This is a genomic window from Vibrio comitans, assembly GCA_024346835.1.
Taxonomy (GTDB): domain Bacteria; phylum Pseudomonadota; class Gammaproteobacteria; order Enterobacterales; family Vibrionaceae; genus Vibrio; species Vibrio comitans.
The window spans coordinates 2,155,017-2,171,893 of the sequence record AP024866.1 but is presented as its reverse complement, the minus strand read 5'-3'; the positions used below and the strand labels follow the sequence as shown (position 1 = coordinate 2,171,893).

The following is a 16,877-nucleotide window of genomic DNA, read 5'->3' as shown; positions in this document are numbered from 1 at the left end:
ATGAAAAAGAACAAAATTGTCGCGGTAGTCAATACCCACAAGAAGGCAGAAGACGCTGTTTCGACACTCGTTAATCAAGGGTTTGATATTAATCACTTGTCGATTATCGGTAAGGGCTATCAAACAGAGGAACACGCTACTGGCTTTTACAATATTACCGACCGCGTGAAGTCTTGGGGTAAAGCCGGAGCCTTATGGGGTGGTGTATGGGGAGCGCTTTTAGGATCAGGCATGTTCTGGATACCTACCTTTGGTGCGCTATTTGTAGCAGGACCTTTAGTGACGACTCTTGTTGGCGCTATAGAGGGGGCAGCGATCACGGGTGGGGCTGGAGCTCTTGGCGGAGCATTGGCAAGCATTGGCGTGCCAAAAGACAGCATCATTAAGTATGAAACTGCCATTAAAACAGATAACTACCTGATTGTATTAGACCTTGATGAGAAAGAAATTGCTTCAGCGAAAGAGATTCTTGCTCAGCATGACGTGCATGTGCACTAACAAGAGAGTAACCGTATGAAAGTAAAAGTATTGGTGGTTGCGCTATTGGCAAGTGCCACTTTGATGGGCTGTACCAGCACCCAAGAATTTCTTAATGACAACCAAGTTCAAGCAACCGAAGCTGCTTCAAATAGAGGTAAGTTTGAGTTTAGTTGTGATGCCGTATCGACAACTGTACTGAACCGAAAAACGATAGATTTATATCGCGCGCAGGTTCCACAGTATCAAGTAGGTGTTGCAGGTTGTGGCAAGAAAGAAGTGTATATCGTCAATTGCAACGCAGAGAGTGGCTGCATGGTATACGACAGCAAACATGATTTTCTAACTGACGCCAAAGAAAACGGCGACTCAGTGATTTCAAAAATTGAATAGATAGACCGTTTCTATCTATCAATCCATAAAACTTAAAGAGTACAAAAAATGAAACTGATTAAACAAGTTCTACCAATGATCGCAGTATGTTCAACCCTAGCATTTGCTCAAGGTGTTGCTGCTAAAAACATCACACACGAAACCAACTTTGAAAATCAAATGTCTCAGATTGAAGAAATTTCTGATGCAGAATTCTATATTGCTTCTGACTCAGAATTTACTCATTCAAGTGTTGTGTTGGATATTGAAAAAGACATGCGCGACATCTACATCACTAAAGAAGAGGCGAAAAACCTTGGGTTGACTAAAACCCTGTCATTTAATGTGTATAGCATTATCAATCAACAAAAAGTCAGTGACACTATCGCTAAGATGATCCATCGCGATAACCCGACTTATTTCTCTGTAGAGCTTTATGCTAACCAAATGGGCAACTCCGATATGGTTGAATACGTAGCTAAGGTGACAGAGTACGAGTAAACCCATTTCTAACGAGGTTGTTCAATCGACAGTTCAACCTTTAACTCCCAATACCAATTACACTAAGTAAGTGATCAGAAATAGCGTAGGAAAAATGCTCGAGAACAAGGCAGGATTTTTCGATAAGTAGTTATTTTACAGTCAAAAATTCTAACGGAGTTATCGAGCATTTTAACAAGCTAGAATGACCAGTTATTTAGTACGATTGGTATAAGTTAGTATGAACACAATGAAGCCCTAGCGTTATGCGCTAGGGCTTCATTGTTTGTGTATTGAGAAGATACTTATAGTGAAGAAACATTGGGTCAGCGATTCAAAATGTACAGATATGTAACTAAATATTTCAATTGATAGTAAAGGAGTGCGTTCTATCGCATGTAAAGAGGTAAAATTTTATGAGCGCATTCACTTTTTGCACTGTTCTGACTGAATTTTCTGAAATGTTGCTATCTAATACCATATGCAACCCAAATATAATGAAATGCCTCGATATGAGGCTAAAACTCTGGACTGGTTTCTACCAAAAAATATGAAAAGAACACTAAACGGATTGACTCTTACGCTGTTAGCATCCTTATCATTTTCTGTTGTGGCTGCGCCAATTGCGCTGCCAAATCCTCCGTCTCTTTCTGCAAAGGGTTACGTGCTTCTGGATTACCATTCAGGAGAGGTGATTGCTGAACACAATCCACACACTCAGCTTAAACCAGCGAGTTTGACCAAATTAATGACCAGCTATACCGCAGGTCAAGAGCTCAACCGCGGCAACATCTCTAAGACGGATAGCGTTACTATCAGTCGCGAAGCTTGGGCTAGAAATTTCCATGATTCATCAAAGATGTTTATTGAAGTGGGCACTAATGTTCAGTTTAGCGACTTACTCCGTGGTCTAATTGTCCAATCGGGTAACGATGCCTCTGTGGCTATCGCTGAGCACGTTGCCGGCTCTCAAGGCGCATTTGTCGACTTGATGAACAACTGGGCAAGACGCCTTGAATTGAATAACACGTATTTTGCGAATCCGCATGGCTTGGATGATCCAAACCAATCTACAACACCTTATGACATGGCAAAGCTAGGTCAGGCATTGATTCGTGACGTTCCAACGCTATTCCCGCTTTATAGTGAAACATCTTTTACTTACAACAACATCACTCAACACAACCGCAATGCCTTGTTGAGAGATAAAAGCATGAATGTGGACGGTATGAAAACCGGATACACCAAAGGTGCGGGTTATAGCCTAGTAAGTACGGCAACTCAGGGAGATATGCGTTTGATCTCTGTGGTTATGGGAACCTCTAGTGCCAATACTCGAACCTCTGAAAGTAAGAGCCTACTTAACTACGGCTTTAGGTTCTTTGAAACCATCAAGCCGCATGAAGCCAATGCTGAAGTGACCGCGACTCGTATCTGGATGGGACAAGATAATCATCTTAGTGTCGGTGTTGAAGAAGATGTCTTCATGTCAGTACGCCGAGGTGCAGGTAACAATATTCAGGCTGTAGTGGACTTACCTAATGAGCTAAAAGCACCAGTGTATCAAGGTGAAACTATTGGTACTCTGAACTATATGGGCTCCGATAACCAAGTCATTAAGAGTGTGCCACTAGTTGCTTTGCATAATGTAGAGCCAGGCAGTTTCTTCAAGCGATTGTTTGACCGCATTCGTATTTGGTTAGGTTGGGCTTAAACTCAAAAACCGCAACGCTGGTCGCTTGTAAATCAAGCTGATAGCCAAAAGTTAGTGATAGACCACTAGCATCTCTAATATCTTTAATGCAAAATACAATCATTATCATTTACTGGGTGTATTTATGCAAAAGATCGTGATTTGGGGAGCAGCTAGTGGTTTAGGCGCTGCTATGGTGGCTCATTTTGTTGAGCAAGGGTTTGATGTTACTGCAGTAGCGCGAAATCCAAACCGAAACCCTATGTTAGACACGGTATCTACCTTAACGTGTGATGCCACTGATAAAGGGCAAGTGGAAGCGGCAATCGATGGTATTGCTGAAGATACTTGGGTGATTTCCAGTATGGGGAGTTTCCAGTCTGATAATCCCGTTGATTATATTGGTCATCGCTATCTTATTGATGCATTGCAAGCAAAGGGAATTAAGCGTTTCCTTCTAGTGACTTCGCTAGGGTGTGGAGACAGTTGGCAGTACTTGTCGGATAGGGCTAAGCAGGTTTTTGGTAACTCTGTTCGAGAAAAGTCCTTAGCAGAATCTTGGCTGCAAACGAGTATTCTTGATTTCACTATCTTAAGACCTGGCGGTCTAAAAGACGGTGAGGCAACTCAGCGCGGAATGCTTTCACAACAAGGCGAAGTTCATGGCTCTATCAATCGCGGCGAGGTAGCTAGGTTGGTACATGAGCTTTTATTGAGCGAAGGAAGTGTAGGGCAGATCTACCATTGTGTAGAGGCCTGACTATAGATCGCTAAAAGTAAGCCGCTATGCAGACACAATAGAGCATCTTTTTAAAACACCACTCATCTGAGTGGTGTTTTCTTATCTGTACCTACCAACTTCAAATTTCGCAATTCATCACCAACATATGTTCTTACAATGTTCATCGAGTAAGCGAATTAGAAGGAAAATGTGATCTATGTTACTCTGTGTGCGCACAATTTCGTGCACAACTTAAACGGAGGACTGTTCTGTTGTTTTTCTCTATTGATAGAGATCTAGAAACGCAACCTAATATATTTATTTATGGATGATGAAAATAAGAAGTACAGTATAGAAACTACCGACTATGAGGTAGGCCAGGATAATATTCAAAAATGGGGCTTCGATATACATAACCCCGTGTTCGGAACTAGCGCAGTTCTCATCATAGTAACCCTCATAAGCTTGTTATTGGTTGGTCCTACAACCGCTCTCAACTCCCTCAACTCCCTTAAAAATGGCATCATCGAACAGTTTGACTCGTTCTTTATGTGGGCCACTAATTTTTTCCTTTTATTTGCGTTTGCACTGATACTCTCACCTTTGGGTAAGATTCGTATTGGCGGTAAAAGCGCAGAATCAGAACACAGCACCTTATCGTGGATAGCCATGCTATTTGCTGCCGGTATGGGTATCGGCTTATTATTCTGGGGTGTTGCAGAACCCGTTGCATACTTTACTGATTGGTATGGTACACCGCTGAATGTTGAGGCTTATAGTGAAGAAGCCAAAGCAATGGCGCTTGGTGCAACTATCTTTCACTGGGGCCTACACGGTTGGAGCATTTACGCGATAGTCGCGCTGTCATTGGCTTTCTTTGCCTACAACAAAGGCTTACCACTCTCTATCCGCTCTACGTTCTACCCAATATTTGGTGATCGAGCATGGGGATGGTTGGGGCATACCATTGATATTCTTGCTGTGTTGGCGACCTTATTTGGACTCGCAACCTCTCTAGGCCTTGGCGCGCAACAAGCGACCAGTGGTTTCAACCATGTATTTGGCCTTGATGGCGGCATTGGCACGCAATTGGTCATCATTACCTTAGTAACCTTTATTGCGTCACTGTCAGTAATGCGAGGCATCAATGGTGGTGTTAAGATTCTGAGTAATATCAACATGATCGCTGCGTTTGTACTGCTGGTATTTGTTACCATTGTCGGCTGGAATAGCGTATTGCCTTCTTTGTGGGCAACGATCTCAGGCTATGCGGCAAATATCATTGAGCTGAGCAATCCTCACGGTCGTGAAGATAGTGTATGGATGCATGGTTGGACCGTATTCTACTGGGCTTGGTGGATCTCATGGTCACCATTCGTAGGTATGTTTATTGCGCGTATTTCAAAGGGCCGAACGGTTCGCGAATTTTTGATTGCTGTTATCGTAATCCCAACAGCCGTTACCTTGGTTTGGATGTCAGTATTTGGCGGTATTGCCATTGATCAAGTGGCGAACAAAATTGGGCTACTTGGAGCCAATGGGTTAACAGATATCTCGTTAACCTTGTTCCACGTATACGATGCGATGCCACTTAGTTCGATCTTATCCATACTCTCTGTGGTACTGATTCTCGTATTCTTTGTAACTTCGGCTGACTCAGGCTCTCTAGTAATCGACAGCATAACTGCTGGTGGCAAGGTCGATGCACCGGTTCCACAGCGCGTATTTTGGACCTGCATGGGCGGTGCTATTGCTGCGGTAATGCTGTGGATTGGTGGTAAGGATGCGTTGCAAGCTCTGCAGTCAGGAGTGGTAACAACCGCGCTGCCATTTGCACTGGTGCTACTCATGATGTGCATTAGCTTGATAAAAGGCCTCAGAACTGAGGTGCATGAGTACAAATCCAATACGGTGACCGCTGAAGAAATGTAACTGTCTGAAAATACACGTGAAATGAAGAAACTAAGCCTGAGTATGTTTTGACTACTCAGGCTTTTTTATTGTCCAGTTATGCACGTATTGGCCACTAAAGTAGTACTTGAATCTTAAATCAACTAACTGACATGATCATCAGGTACATTTTTGGTGGATAACCTATTGAATTAGCGACTTAAATGACATTCACTGTTGTTAGTTTGATTGAGCGAAAGAAAAGTTACCCCACCTTTGTCTTACTGTTTTTCAGCAATAAAGGCAGGGTTACTAAGGGCATTGCGTTACTTGGTTATTGCATCTTTATAGATAACGCCGTCTTTCATAACCAATGCTAAGTTGGTCTCGGGTAGGGCTAAAATTGAGATGTCTTCAAGTGGATTCCCGTTAACTAGTAAAAGGTCGGCATAGGCGCCTTCTTGAATTACACCCAGTTTCCCCTCTTTATAAGGATGACGCTCTCCAGACAATTCAAATAACTCGGCATTTAACGAAGTCGCTTGCTTTAAAATTTCATAAGGCGTGAAGTACTTGCTACGAGCAACAAACTCTCGGTTCTGCATACGATGCAAAGTGAGTGAGCCTAAAATGTCTGTACCAAAGGTCATCTTTACTCCCATTTTTTTAGCGCGTTCATAACCGTGTTGAGCGCCTTGCTGAGCTTGAAGATACTTAGGCACAGCATCGCCTGTCATGCCTGCTGTTTCTGGCGATACACTAAATGCTAAAAACTGAGTTGAAAACCAAACATCATTTTTTTTCATCATTTTCATGGTTTCTTCTGATGCAAATAAACCATGCTCGATACTTTTTACGCCAGCTTTAATTGCGTTCTGAATACCTTCATCACTGTATGCATGAATAGCGGCATACGTACCCCACTTATCTGCTTCAGTCACAATAGCTTGAAGTTCTTCATAGGTGTACTCGACCACATCTAATGGGTCATGAGCGCCCGTGATACTGCCACTACCGAATATTTTCAGGTGAGTCGCGCCAGAGCGAAGTACATCTCGTGTTGCTTTTTGTACTTCTGGCACGCCGTCAGCAATGATTGCCCATCCTCTTATGTAGGCTTTGTCGATTTGACCAGTAAAGTGCGGAGATAGGTAAAACATGCGCTTGTCATAATCACCGTGTCCGGAAGTTTGAGAAATAAAAGCACCTGCTGGTAAGATTCGAGGGCCTGGAATTATGTTTTCATCGATAGCTTGCTTTAAGCCAAATGCAGGCCCACCGTTATCGCGGATAGTCGTGAAGCCTCGTTGTAGCATTTCGCCCGCGTTAACCGCAGCTAGAGTTCCTGACCAACCTTCTGGAGCGCCATAGATGAGGTGTTCAATGTCATCTGTCCACATAATATGAGTATGTGCATCTGATAGGCCTGGGACCATGGTACGCCCATCACCATTAATAACTTGTGCAGCATCATACGTAATATCTTGAGTTGAAATGGTCTTGATTAGGTTATCAACGATAAGCACATTTGCATTTTGAGTGAGTTCTTCATTAACACCATCAAAAATATTCACATTCTTAATGAGTATGGTGGATTCATCGGCCATGGCGGTAAGTGATATACAAGTGGAGAGTAGGGTGCTGATTATGCTCAATGAACTCAGTTTCATGTTGTGCCTCTTCGTTTTGGACAAAATAAGTGTGTTGATAGTTTGCGAATTAGAATTGAAAGTAGCTTTCACTCGCGGTATTCAGTGGTTTGAAATATTTATTCTTGATAGTCAGTGACGGCTACGGCATTGAGTAAATAACCAGTTTCAGCTAGGTCGGTTGATACTGTCTCTATCTCGATCTCTCCTGTGACATAAACGACATCCCATAGTTTGGTCATGGGAGCACCCGCTGGATATTTCACGTAGATGATTTGATTAGGTGGTGGTGGTGGAACATGGATGCACGCACCAAAGTAAGGAACAAGTAGAAACTCGGTGACGTTCATTTCGGTCCCTTCTAAAGGGATAACAAAACCCGGAATTGTTATCTTCTGACCGTCTAATTCTGTTCTTACTGTACCTACCGTGTTCTGTTCTAACGCTGGCCCAGTATGATCAATATTCATCTGCTGCCCGTCAAAAAAGCGTTGTCTCTCATGAAGAGGAATGAGGTCAATCCATTCAAAATTCTGTTCAGTTGAGGCTGATGCAGAATTAATGAACGCAAAACCAATAATCATGAAAGACAAATAAAAGCTGCGCATAAATGGGGTCCACCGGTAAATAGGTCAATGAGTCGATGGACTAAATAGTATGCGAGTATTAAATAAGTCGATAATTGCTTTTGTTGGACTGAACTGGACAAAGTGGTGTCGGTTGTATCAGCCAGATTAGCGAAATTGTCTTTTTGGGTGATTTTGAGTTGGAAAGGAAATCTATGGGTTCATTCAGTTGTGACGAGATGGGTTGGTACAAGAGAACGAAAATAGGTATGGGAGTCGAATGATTGATTTGCTTTGAGCCAGTCTATCTTTGACTGGCTCATTAAATCGAATTGGAACTATAAAAGTAACTAGGCCTCTAGTCTGCATTAGACTAATGAAAGTCATGTAACGCGACTATTTCGACAATCCATACTAAAACGCAAAACGTGCCTTAAGACCAAACACAACATCTGTTTTATCTTTGATCAATGCATTTATCATATCACCCGATTCAATGGCGTTAACATTGATGGCGGTATGGTTCATGACTTGTACACTTGGAGATAACTGTAACCAAGGAGTGATTTGCGCTCGATAATAAAGCTCTGCAGTATATTGGTCATCAAAATCAACCCCAGCAAATGTACTTGCCATTGGACTTGCCCAGTTCACTGCAAATCCCATCATATCTTGATTACGAAGACTTGGTATGTAACCAAAACCCGCGCTGACCGAGGCGTCGTACAGCGCTCCTGCATCTTTTGCCCAACCACCTCTTAAGAAAGGTAACCACTGGCCATCGATTAAGCCTGATATTGAGGCACTAACACCATAACCTTCTTTATCATCCTCTACCGCATCACGCTGCCACACAGTGACATGGGCATTATTGATAAATAACAACTCTTTTGATGGTGTGTAGCCTATCTCTAGGCTTTTCCAAGTGGCGTTGCTGTCAAATAGGTCTCGCACACCTTGGCCAAGATCTGAAGCATTACCTTTTGCATCCAGAATACTCGCAGATGCGTAAACGCTGTCCGTTATAAAGCCACCTAACATGACACCCAATGCGCCATCTGGAAGTCCACCAATGGTGCCATTGCCGGTAGTAAAGACGCTGTTATTAAAGTCTGTCCATGGATTCGCCAGTGCGTAAAAGTCGGTATAGTCTGTCATATCAAGAAAGCCTGCGTATGCAACCATACGGTCGTCCAACATAGATTGACGCCAGAACAGATGGGTGGTTCTAAAGCCTTGGTCACCATATAAAGAGTGGACAAAACCAATGTAACCCAGATCTTTTATACCAAATTCTTTCGGTGAAGAGTCTGTGTATTTATGGCGATGTTCAAACTTGAATACGATGCCACCAGTGGATCCTGATTGTGTATGAACCATATCCCATTGACCATAGACTCGCAGTGCTCCGGAGGCGGCTGATGATTCTCCAAGAGCATCTGTCGCAGTTAAACCTAGCATGTTGTAGTCCATGCCTAACTGTAATCCATGTTCTTCTTGCCAACGTTGTTTGGTTTCAGTCCAAGATTCAAAATGAGACGGCTCAGCAATGACTTCTCCACGCTCATCATGGTGCTCCATTGCCATGGCTTGACAAGAAAGTGACATCATCATGAAAGTCACAAGAGAAAATTTGGGTAGTATTTTCATGGGGTACTCTGTAAATCTATTCACCGCCACAAGACAGACTCTTAATGGCGGGGAATCAAAATATGCTGGGAAATTATGTCTGGTAAAGGCTTTTAGAAAAATGACTTGAACATAAACCAAGCGACTGTATCGTCAATATCCTGTTTTAGTGAAGCTGATTCCAAATGGCCGTAGGTATTCTCAAGTCTAAATTCACCCCAGTGATTTTTTGCTGAATTCATAGGTGTACCAATACGCAGGGAGGACTTTAGCGAGCTGGTTTCAATATCGCCATCTACGTAAGTGTACTCCGGAGTTAACGTGATATAAGTGCCATCTTTGCCTGTCTTAACGGTAAAGTAAGCTGCTGCCATACCACCTACTGCAGAGTCATCACTGACTCCAAATTGGCGGGTTGCCGCATCACTATATGCACCACCTAAAACAGCACCTCTGAAATACATTGAAAATTGCTCCGTTGGGGTAACGGCAATAACAGGACCTAGCGCCGCTGTTGTTAATGAAGCATTGTCAACCACATCAAGAGAGACGGCGACTTTCGGTACGGTAGGGTTGTCAAAGTTAAAGACATGGAAATATTGCACTCGAGAGTCGTTATATTTTCCTTCTTTATTCATATTCGCCTCTACAGCAACCATGCCTTGCTGGGTATCCGTAACTCCAAAGCCATAGGTTAAGAAGCCCTTAACATCACCTTGGTTTGTCGCCCCAACAGTAAAAGAGGTCGTTGCTCTCGCTACATCGGATGGGTCATGGTCTTCTTCGGCGTAAAGTGACGTGCTGGCTAAAATGAGCGTAGTTAGCGCAGTGAATGAAATAGTGTTCTTGATTGACATTGTCATCTCCAAAATGGCTCTTCGATTTATGGCGCCATGATAGGTTGGAGGTGATTTTTCTCTAACTTACATTTGTATGATCAAACTGGACAAATTCTGTTTTTGTTCTATCATTCTCTTGATTTCGTTTATTAATGCTTAAAGGTGCTTTGTAATGCAACTGCGAGTATCGAGCTAGCGGAGCGATTATAATTAATTGTGGTTATGCACCACTGGTAAGGGAATACATGAACTTTAGCCTAGAACAACTCAACACCTTTGTTGCGGTGTATGAACAGAAATCGTTTAGTAAAGCAGCAGTCAAATTGAATAAACATAGAAGCACGGTGGGGCAGGTTGTGGTTAATTTAGAAGATATTCTAATGGTCACACTGTTCGACCGAATCGGCCGTTCTGTTGAACCAACCACCGAGGCTAACTTACTCTATCGTTACGCCAAGCAGGCTATTGAACAAGTGAGATCCTTTAATAAGCTTGCAATTAGTCTTTCTCAAGGAGAACTAGAAGCGATAAATATTGGGTACTGTAGCTTTCTGCCACAACTAGGTATTGCCGATATTAGAATGCAGTTAGCCAAGGACTTCCCTAATTTATCGGTAAATTTATTTGTAAAAGGGAAAGAGGAGATTAAGAAAGGTATTGAATCCGGTGAACTTCACTTTGGTCTGGTGAATACCTATGACAGTAAAGCGATAAACAGTTTTCACACCACCTACCTAGAAACGTTATCCTTGATCCCATTTGCGTGCAAAGGTGGTGAACTTGCAAATACACCACCAAAGATGATGCTGTCTAAATTAAAAATGTCTAAGCAACTTGTCTTGCAATCACTTATTGACGAAGGGCTAGGAGATAAGGTGATATTATCACCTAACTTTGAAGCCATAGACCAGCTTTCGGTTGTGATTAAACTTGTTCAACTCGGGCACGGTTGGTCGTTATTACCTCGCTCGGTCATTTACTCTGAGTATGTCCAACAAAACTTAGTACCACTCGAGGTTGATGAGGTTAGAAAAAGCTTAGAAATTCCGATTTCTCTTTGGAGCCCTCACTCCAGCCAAGTTGTTCAAATAAGAGGATCTATCATGACGGCATTGGAAAACTATATTCATCATATCTTGGAAGATTTCTCACTCTAGGCTGTTTAGAGTTTATAGAGCAAAGTGAAAAGCCGCCTGTTTCTATTTCGATTAGAGACAGGTGGCTGTGTCTTTAAGGTTTTTAAACAGTAGTGCTTAATGCACTATCGTTATGTTTGTTGACCTCTGCAGTTTCATGAGTTTGGTGCGTTCCCAAAGGCTATTGGCATTCATGACTATCTCGACATCTTGATGTTGATCGCAAAAAGACCATGAAGGTTTATCACCAAAATCTGCAGCAATTTCAACTAGCTGGCTATCTGATAGCCTTGATACATCTAGCCCTACATCGTAAGCAAATTTAGATAATCCATCGGGCTTACTGTCCCTAATTACGGTTGATTTTGCTTTTGCTCCATAAGATGGAAGTGGCGTCACTTCATTTGCTAGCGCTTCAAGCGAAGCTGCATTGGCAGCGCTAGCAAAGATCAACGAACATGTTAGAAAACCCTTGAAGATACGCATATCTGTCTCGCTATTTCTGCTTAAATGTTGGGTTGCCATCAGCTCCAGACTGAGTAGCAGTAAAGGCCGGGACAGTTATGTTCTGTAGGTAACTTGCTTTATCAATGCCTTTAAAACGACCTTTATCTTCAGGGGTATAGCGAATAGGTTGGCCCGCCCAGACCTTTTTAAACTCGCCATTATCGACAACTTTTTGCCCATTTACGATAACGTAAGAGATGCCTGACGTTGGTTTACCTTGTTCACCCGCTTTGTAGATTGCGTTGTCTTTCACGTTCTCAGGATCAAAAATAGTAATATCAGCGACCATACCTTCTTGCATACGACCACGCTCTTGCATAGATTCAAGCCCAGCATCACCCAAATGTTTGGCTGGCCAATAGGCCATTTGTGCAAGTGTGAACATCAGTGGTACTCCTTCCTCGCGTGCCATCGCGAATACTTTACCTCGTGTTCCCGCAGTTCTCGGGTGTCCTTTGTATTCAGATGGGTCAACATCCCAAGAGTCGACACCTAAGCCTGAGTAAATTGAATCTGCCGCCACGGTCATATGTGGAATTTTCAGAAAGTACTTGAGCCAATCTTTACGTGGTGGGCTAAAGATAACAACCAAATGACCAGGATCTTTGGCCGCCATCTCTTGGTATTCTTCTTTGGTTAAGTATTTATCTTGTTGTGGATCGTACATGATGTCTTCGTATTTATAGCCAAACATCCCTTCGACGCTTTCTGGGATTAGGAAAGAAGATCCGATCGCCGTCGAAGCAGCGTCATAAGGGTAGTATTCTGACCACATATTCATGCCTTGCTCACGTGCTTTCTTCAGCTTGTCTTCAACTTCCCACCAACCAAACTCATTGTTGTGGAGCATTAATAGACCAGCGTTAAGAGCTACGGCATTGGCGAATACTTCATCAAAGCCTAACTGGCCCTCTGGATCGACAGGATTACCATGATAACGAGTATGTGATGCTGTAAAGCGTCCCCAGTTTGCAGCAACTTTTTGGGATTCATACATTTCAAACGACGTTAAGCCATTACGCATATAGGCCGTCGTTGATGCAAGATTAATAGCACCCTCTTTGAAGCCTTGATCAAGAATAGATAGGATCTGATTCATTTGTTCAGTGTTGGCTTTTGTGTCTGACCAGCCGCTAACACCATCTTTTGCTGCTTCAGTACGTAGCTTGCTTAAAATATCTGGAGCATCGTAAGCACGGTCTATTTTTACCTCTGGATCCAATACTTCTAAGCGTGCCGCTTCCTGACTGATACCAGTGCCATAGTTTAATGGCCAAGCCCCTGCCTTAGCGTCATACCATTCTGCAACTCGCGTGGCACCGATTTCAAGGTCCATACCCGTTGTAACCCCATCCATGGCTGCAAGCTTGATCGAAAGGCCATCGAGGGAATGAAAGTGAGTATCGATAAAACCAGGTGCAACGACATGATTGCTTGCATCTATGACCTTCTCACCTGTCAATTTGTCTGCGGTAATAATCGCAATACGCCCATCTTTTATACCAACGTTCAAAACTGCATCCAACATGGTCTCAGGGTCCATTACGCGACCGTTTTCAATGATCAGGTCATAATCAGAAGCTAGCACCCCTGCACTGGAGAGACTCAAAGTTACGGCGATCAATGTTCTGATGCTAGGATTTTTAAACGATTTCATTAGGTGTCTCAACGCTTAGTTAAAATAGTAGAAGTCAATATCCAAAGACCTTTGCCAATCAGAGAATCAGTGGCACAACTGCGTCTTTATCTATCAATATGCTTTCATTATAGACACTATATAGCTATACAAAACTTCCTTTCGTATGATTCAATGCGACGAATGGCCCTCGGAAAAATATCATATGCACTGCCTTTCATTTACAAATGATATGATATAACATAGCGCCCGTTTTGCAGTCGTAACATGAAAAAGAAGGAATACTTAGTGTTTGTAAATAAGAAATTGGCCACGTTAGCCATTGGTAGTGTTGTTATTACCCCAGTTTATGCCGATGTGCTTTCAAACCCTCAAATTGGAGTGGTATTGGATGGCTATTATCAAGACGGTCAACGCAACAACTCTGAGCGTGAAGAGGGCTTTGGCCTTGGTCATACTGAGTTGAACATGTCATCTAACATCGATGACAAATTTTACGGTGCTTTAACTGCTGTTCTTGAAAGCCACGGTGATGAAACAGAATTGATGCTAGAGGAAGCGTTTATCGAAACCTTGGCTTTACCTTACGGCTTTAATGTACGTGCAGGTCGATTCTTGTCTGATTTTGGTTACCTGAACAACCAACATATGCATACAGATAGTTTCGTTGAGAGACCTATTGCTTACCGCACTTTCCTAGGTTCCCATTATTACGATGATGGTGTGCGTGCGAACATTGTATTGCCAACAGATCTGTACGTGAAATTTGGTGTTGAGGCGCTTAGTGGCAGCAAAATGTCTTCGGTCGATGATGCCTCGACAGTTGGCGTGTATACCACGACCTTAAAACTTGGCCACGATTTTTCCGAGTCTTCGAGCTGGCAGTTTGGTTTGAGCTACTTACGTAACGAAAATGGCAAGGCGAGTGAGTTTGACGACCATGACCACATACACGCCAATGAGCACGATCATGACCATAGCCACGCAGCTGCGGTGACAGGCTCTAACTTATACGGCGCAGATTTTGTGTGGAAATGGGCGCCAAATGGCAACTACAAATACAGCAATTTAACGCTATCTGCAGAATACATGTTGTTAGATGGTGTCGTGGATAGCAAATACAAAGATGATGCTGACGCTCCAGATAACTTGAGTGCTTACTATGTGTCGGGTGTTTACCGTTGGAGTCCAAGTTGGTCAGCTGGCGTGCGTTACGGTGAGGCCGAAAGTTATGATGGACATGCTCATGGTGATCATATGCACTTCATCGCGCTTAATGATAAAGAGCTAGATGCTATGGTGGCTTGGGATTCATCTCATTTCGGTACAATTCGTGCCCAATACACTCGCGTTGATAACCAAAGCCGAGAAACAGACAACGTATTTACTCTGCAGTATGTTATGACATTTGGAGCACATGGCGCCCATGCGTTCTAAGAAAAATTTAATAAAGTGTCCATTGGTGATGGTGGCGGTGGGGGCCGCTACCATCTCTGCACCGGCTATGGCCCTAGATATTTTTGTTTGTGAACCTGAATGGAAAGCCTTTCTAGAAGCTCATGCTCCCGATGCAACGATCTATTCTGCGACAACTGCCAAGCAGGACCCGCATTATGTGCAGGCTCGCCCATCTTTGATTGCGAAGATGCGTCAAGCGGACCTAGCAATGTGTTCGGGAGCCGAACTAGAAGTAGGCTGGCTACCCATGCTACAGGCTCGAAGTAGTAATGCTGCTGTTCAAAACGGTACGGCAACTATGATTTACGCCGCTGATTTTGTGCGTATGTTAGACACTCATGATCACGTTGACCGCAGTCAAGGCGATATCCATGCTCATGGGAATCCCCATGTGCAATTTGCAGCAAATGACATGATCCCGCTTTCACTTGCGATGACTGAGCGTTTGAAAATGATTGACCCAGATAATGCGCAAAGTTATCAATTTCAAGGTATGAAGTTTCGAGCGCACTGGCGTAATAAACTGAATGAGTGGAATGAAAAAGCGGCACCATTGAAAGGTAAGCAAATAGTCGGTTATCACGAAACTTATCGCTACCTTTACGATTGGTTAGAGATGGAGCAAATTGCTGACTTAGAGCCTAAACCTGGCATATCACCAACAACTTCGCATCTGCAGTCGCTGACAAAACTGAATCCTGATGCCTTTGATGCAATTGTCTACTCGCCTCATCAAGATCAGCGTCCAGCAAATTGGCTTCAACAGCGCACAGGGAAGCCTGTTATTGAGTTACCATTGACGGTGACAGACGATGAAACTCTTGATGTGATGTACGATAAAGTGATTGATGATTTGTTGAGAGCGTTAGCGCCTTCTTCGGAGCAAAGCTAGGTCATGACTGATTATGCGTGGCTGTTGCCGGCAGTGATATGTGGTTTGATTGCTCTAGTTGGCAACATCGTGCTAGGACAGCAGGTGCTAAAGCGTCAGATTATTTTCATCGATTTGGCTGTTGCACAAGTTGCTGCATTAGGCGCAGCATTAAGTCACTATTGGTTGAGTCAATACTCTCTGTTTTCAGGTTCATTTTTTGGTGAGATGGCAGGGCCTTGGATATTGTCATTACTGCTATGTGGCCTGATTGCTTTAATGGAGAAACGCTATCAACAACACCTAGAACCCATGATTGGCAGTCTGTTCGTGGTATCGGCTTCGCTAGCGATATTGTTAGTGAGTAAAGATCCCCATGGCGCAGACTTCATTCAAGGTATTCTTAATGGGCAACTGCTGTGGTCAACCTGGGGTGATGTTTGGCCTTTGGCATTTATCACCGCAGCGATGCTGTTGCTGGTTTGGTATAAACCTCAGTTTATGACGGGGAGTGGCTTCTATCTTATCTTTGCGATCTTGATGCCAATTACGGTGAAGTTAACCGGCATATACCTAGAGTTTGCTTTATTGGTGATCCCTGCATTGTGCGCTGCGACCTTAAAAGGGCCACGATTCTTTATCGCCAGCATCAGTATTGGCATTGTTGGTATATTATCTGGGCTTGCGGTATCGGCCCATTATGATTTACCTAGTGGGGCGAGTATTGTGATCTGCTTGTTTATTACAGGCATGCTATTTAGTTTGCTCTCCTCACCAGTGTTGAATAAATCATGGCCAGCCACAGATTAATTGAATAAAAGTAACAGAATACCTTGGTTGTCGCCTCAATAGATAAAGCCGCATATCCAGCAAAAGAACACTGGCTTTGCGGCTTTTGTCTTGTATACAGTGAATATATTAGGCCTTGCTGGTGGCGTGATAATACCATTACA

General features: G+C 43.2%; 16 protein-coding genes. 10 read left to right on the top strand and 6 right to left on the bottom strand.

Annotation, left to right across the window (positions count from 1 at the left end):
• The 6 genes from OCU46_RS09960 (at position 1) to OCU46_RS09935 (ending at position 5,675) form a co-directional block, all read left to right on the top strand.
• A complete protein-coding gene (locus OCU46_RS09960; RefSeq protein ID WP_141272606.1) occupies positions 1-498 on the top strand; it encodes a general stress protein in 498 nt (165 codons plus the stop codon).
• A gap of 15 nt (positions 499-513) precedes the next feature.
• A complete protein-coding gene (locus OCU46_RS09955) occupies positions 514-870 on the top strand; it encodes a hypothetical protein (protein WP_141272608.1) in 357 nt (118 codons plus the stop codon).
• Positions 871-918: 48 nt separating this feature from the next.
• Positions 919-1,350 (top strand): hypothetical protein, encoded by a 432-nt coding sequence (locus OCU46_RS09950; protein ID WP_141272610.1) that lies wholly within the window; start codon positions 919-921, stop codon positions 1,348-1,350.
• 529 nt (positions 1,351-1,879) lie between these two features.
• Positions 1,880-3,043, top strand: a complete 1,164-nt coding sequence (locus tag OCU46_RS09945) for a D-alanyl-D-alanine carboxypeptidase family protein (RefSeq protein ID WP_167495428.1) — start codon at positions 1,880-1,882, stop codon at positions 3,041-3,043.
• A gap of 124 nt (positions 3,044-3,167) precedes the next feature.
• Positions 3,168-3,782 carry an SDR family NAD(P)-dependent oxidoreductase gene (locus OCU46_RS09940; protein WP_141272613.1) on the top strand — a complete coding sequence of 205 codons (615 nt, stop codon included), beginning with the start codon at positions 3,168-3,170 and terminating at the stop codon, positions 3,780-3,782.
• Between the two features lie 285 nt (positions 3,783-4,067).
• Positions 4,068-5,675: a BCCT family transporter gene (locus OCU46_RS09935; protein WP_141272615.1), complete on the top strand. Its 1,608-nt coding sequence runs from the start codon at positions 4,068-4,070 to the stop codon at positions 5,673-5,675.
• A 284-nt stretch (positions 5,676-5,959) separates the two neighbouring features.
• On the opposite strand, the gene OCU46_RS09930 is transcribed toward OCU46_RS09935, so the two are convergent.
• The 4 genes from OCU46_RS09930 to OCU46_RS09915 all read right to left on the bottom strand — a co-directional run bounded on the left by OCU46_RS09930 (position 5,960) and on the right by OCU46_RS09915 (position 10,334).
• A complete protein-coding gene (locus tag OCU46_RS09930) occupies positions 5,960-7,303 on the bottom strand; it encodes a metal-dependent hydrolase family protein (protein WP_141272616.1) in 1,344 nt (447 codons plus the stop codon).
• Positions 7,304-7,401: 98 nt separating this feature from the next.
• Positions 7,402-7,890: a DUF3299 domain-containing protein gene (locus tag OCU46_RS09925; protein WP_141272618.1), complete on the bottom strand. Its 489-nt coding sequence runs from the start codon at positions 7,888-7,890 to the stop codon at positions 7,402-7,404.
• Positions 7,891-8,262: 372 nt separating this feature from the next.
• Entirely contained in the window at positions 8,263-9,498 is a 1,236-nt protein-coding gene (locus OCU46_RS09920; RefSeq protein WP_141272620.1) for a carbohydrate porin, read from the bottom strand.
• Between the two features lie 92 nt (positions 9,499-9,590).
• Positions 9,591-10,334, bottom strand: coding sequence for a hypothetical protein (locus OCU46_RS09915; RefSeq protein WP_141272622.1), 744 nt, complete (start codon positions 10,332-10,334; stop codon positions 9,591-9,593).
• A gap of 227 nt (positions 10,335-10,561) precedes the next feature.
• On the opposite strand from OCU46_RS09915, the gene OCU46_RS09910 reads away from it, so the two are divergent.
• Positions 10,562-11,473 carry a LysR family transcriptional regulator gene (locus OCU46_RS09910; RefSeq protein ID WP_141272624.1) on the top strand — a complete coding sequence of 304 codons (912 nt, stop codon included), beginning with the start codon at positions 10,562-10,564 and terminating at the stop codon, positions 11,471-11,473.
• A 96-nt stretch (positions 11,474-11,569) separates the two neighbouring features.
• On the opposite strand, the gene OCU46_RS09905 is transcribed toward OCU46_RS09910, so the two are convergent.
• A complete protein-coding gene (locus OCU46_RS09905; protein ID WP_167495429.1) occupies positions 11,570-11,938 on the bottom strand; it encodes a hypothetical protein in 369 nt (122 codons plus the stop codon).
• 10 nt (positions 11,939-11,948) lie between these two features.
• The gene (locus tag OCU46_RS09900) at positions 11,949-13,616 is read right to left on the bottom strand and encodes an amidohydrolase family protein (RefSeq protein WP_141272628.1); all 1,668 of its coding nucleotides are present in this window, start codon (positions 13,614-13,616) and stop codon (positions 11,949-11,951) included.
• Positions 13,617-13,883: 267 nt separating this feature from the next.
• Between OCU46_RS09900 and OCU46_RS09895 the strand changes: the two genes are divergently transcribed.
• From OCU46_RS09895 to OCU46_RS09885, 3 genes are read left to right on the top strand one after another with little or no spacing between them, the layout of a single operon-like run.
• Entirely contained in the window at positions 13,884-15,032 is a 1,149-nt protein-coding gene (locus OCU46_RS09895; protein WP_244311448.1) for a hypothetical protein, read from the top strand.
• Positions 15,022-15,945, top strand: coding sequence for a metal ABC transporter solute-binding protein, Zn/Mn family (locus OCU46_RS09890; protein WP_141272632.1), 924 nt, complete (start codon positions 15,022-15,024; stop codon positions 15,943-15,945). Before OCU46_RS09895 ends, OCU46_RS09890 begins: the two co-directional genes overlap by 11 nt.
• Positions 15,946-15,948: 3 nt before the next feature.
• Positions 15,949-16,734 (top strand): metal ABC transporter permease, encoded by a 786-nt coding sequence (locus tag OCU46_RS09885; protein ID WP_141272634.1) that lies wholly within the window; start codon positions 15,949-15,951, stop codon positions 16,732-16,734.
• Positions 16,735-16,877: the final 143 nt, after the last annotated feature.

What these genes read in the sequence shown, in the direction of transcription:
- OCU46_RS09890 (WP_141272632.1), top strand. Translation starts at nt 15,022, where the DNA reads ATGCGTTCTAAGAAAAATTTAATAAAGTGTCCATTGGTGATGGTGGCG.
- OCU46_RS09955 (WP_141272608.1), top strand. Translation starts at nt 514, where the DNA reads ATGAAAGTAAAAGTATTGGTGGTTGCGCTATTGGCAAGTGCCACTTTG.
- OCU46_RS09905 (WP_167495429.1), bottom strand. Translation starts at nt 11,938, where the DNA reads ATGCGTATCTTCAAGGGTTTTCTAACATGTTCGTTGATCTTTGCTAGC.
- OCU46_RS09925 (WP_141272618.1), bottom strand. Translation starts at nt 7,890, where the DNA reads ATGCGCAGCTTTTATTTGTCTTTCATGATTATTGGTTTTGCGTTCATT.
- OCU46_RS09935 (WP_141272615.1), top strand. Translation starts at nt 4,068, where the DNA reads ATGGATGATGAAAATAAGAAGTACAGTATAGAAACTACCGACTATGAG.
- OCU46_RS09945 (WP_167495428.1), top strand. Translation starts at nt 1,880, where the DNA reads ATGAAAAGAACACTAAACGGATTGACTCTTACGCTGTTAGCATCCTTA.
- OCU46_RS09930 (WP_141272616.1), bottom strand. Translation starts at nt 7,303, where the DNA reads ATGAAACTGAGTTCATTGAGCATAATCAGCACCCTACTCTCCACTTGT.
- OCU46_RS09885 (WP_141272634.1), top strand. Translation starts at nt 15,949, where the DNA reads ATGACTGATTATGCGTGGCTGTTGCCGGCAGTGATATGTGGTTTGATT.
- OCU46_RS09920 (WP_141272620.1), bottom strand. Translation starts at nt 9,498, where the DNA reads ATGAAAATACTACCCAAATTTTCTCTTGTGACTTTCATGATGATGTCA.
- OCU46_RS09960 (WP_141272606.1), top strand. Translation starts at nt 1, where the DNA reads ATGAAAAAGAACAAAATTGTCGCGGTAGTCAATACCCACAAGAAGGCA.
- OCU46_RS09910 (WP_141272624.1), top strand. Translation starts at nt 10,562, where the DNA reads ATGAACTTTAGCCTAGAACAACTCAACACCTTTGTTGCGGTGTATGAA.
- OCU46_RS09940 (WP_141272613.1), top strand. Translation starts at nt 3,168, where the DNA reads ATGCAAAAGATCGTGATTTGGGGAGCAGCTAGTGGTTTAGGCGCTGCT.
- OCU46_RS09950 (WP_141272610.1), top strand. Translation starts at nt 919, where the DNA reads ATGAAACTGATTAAACAAGTTCTACCAATGATCGCAGTATGTTCAACC.
- OCU46_RS09915 (WP_141272622.1), bottom strand. Translation starts at nt 10,334, where the DNA reads ATGTCAATCAAGAACACTATTTCATTCACTGCGCTAACTACGCTCATT.
- OCU46_RS09900 (WP_141272628.1), bottom strand. Translation starts at nt 13,616, where the DNA reads ATGAAATCGTTTAAAAATCCTAGCATCAGAACATTGATCGCCGTAACT.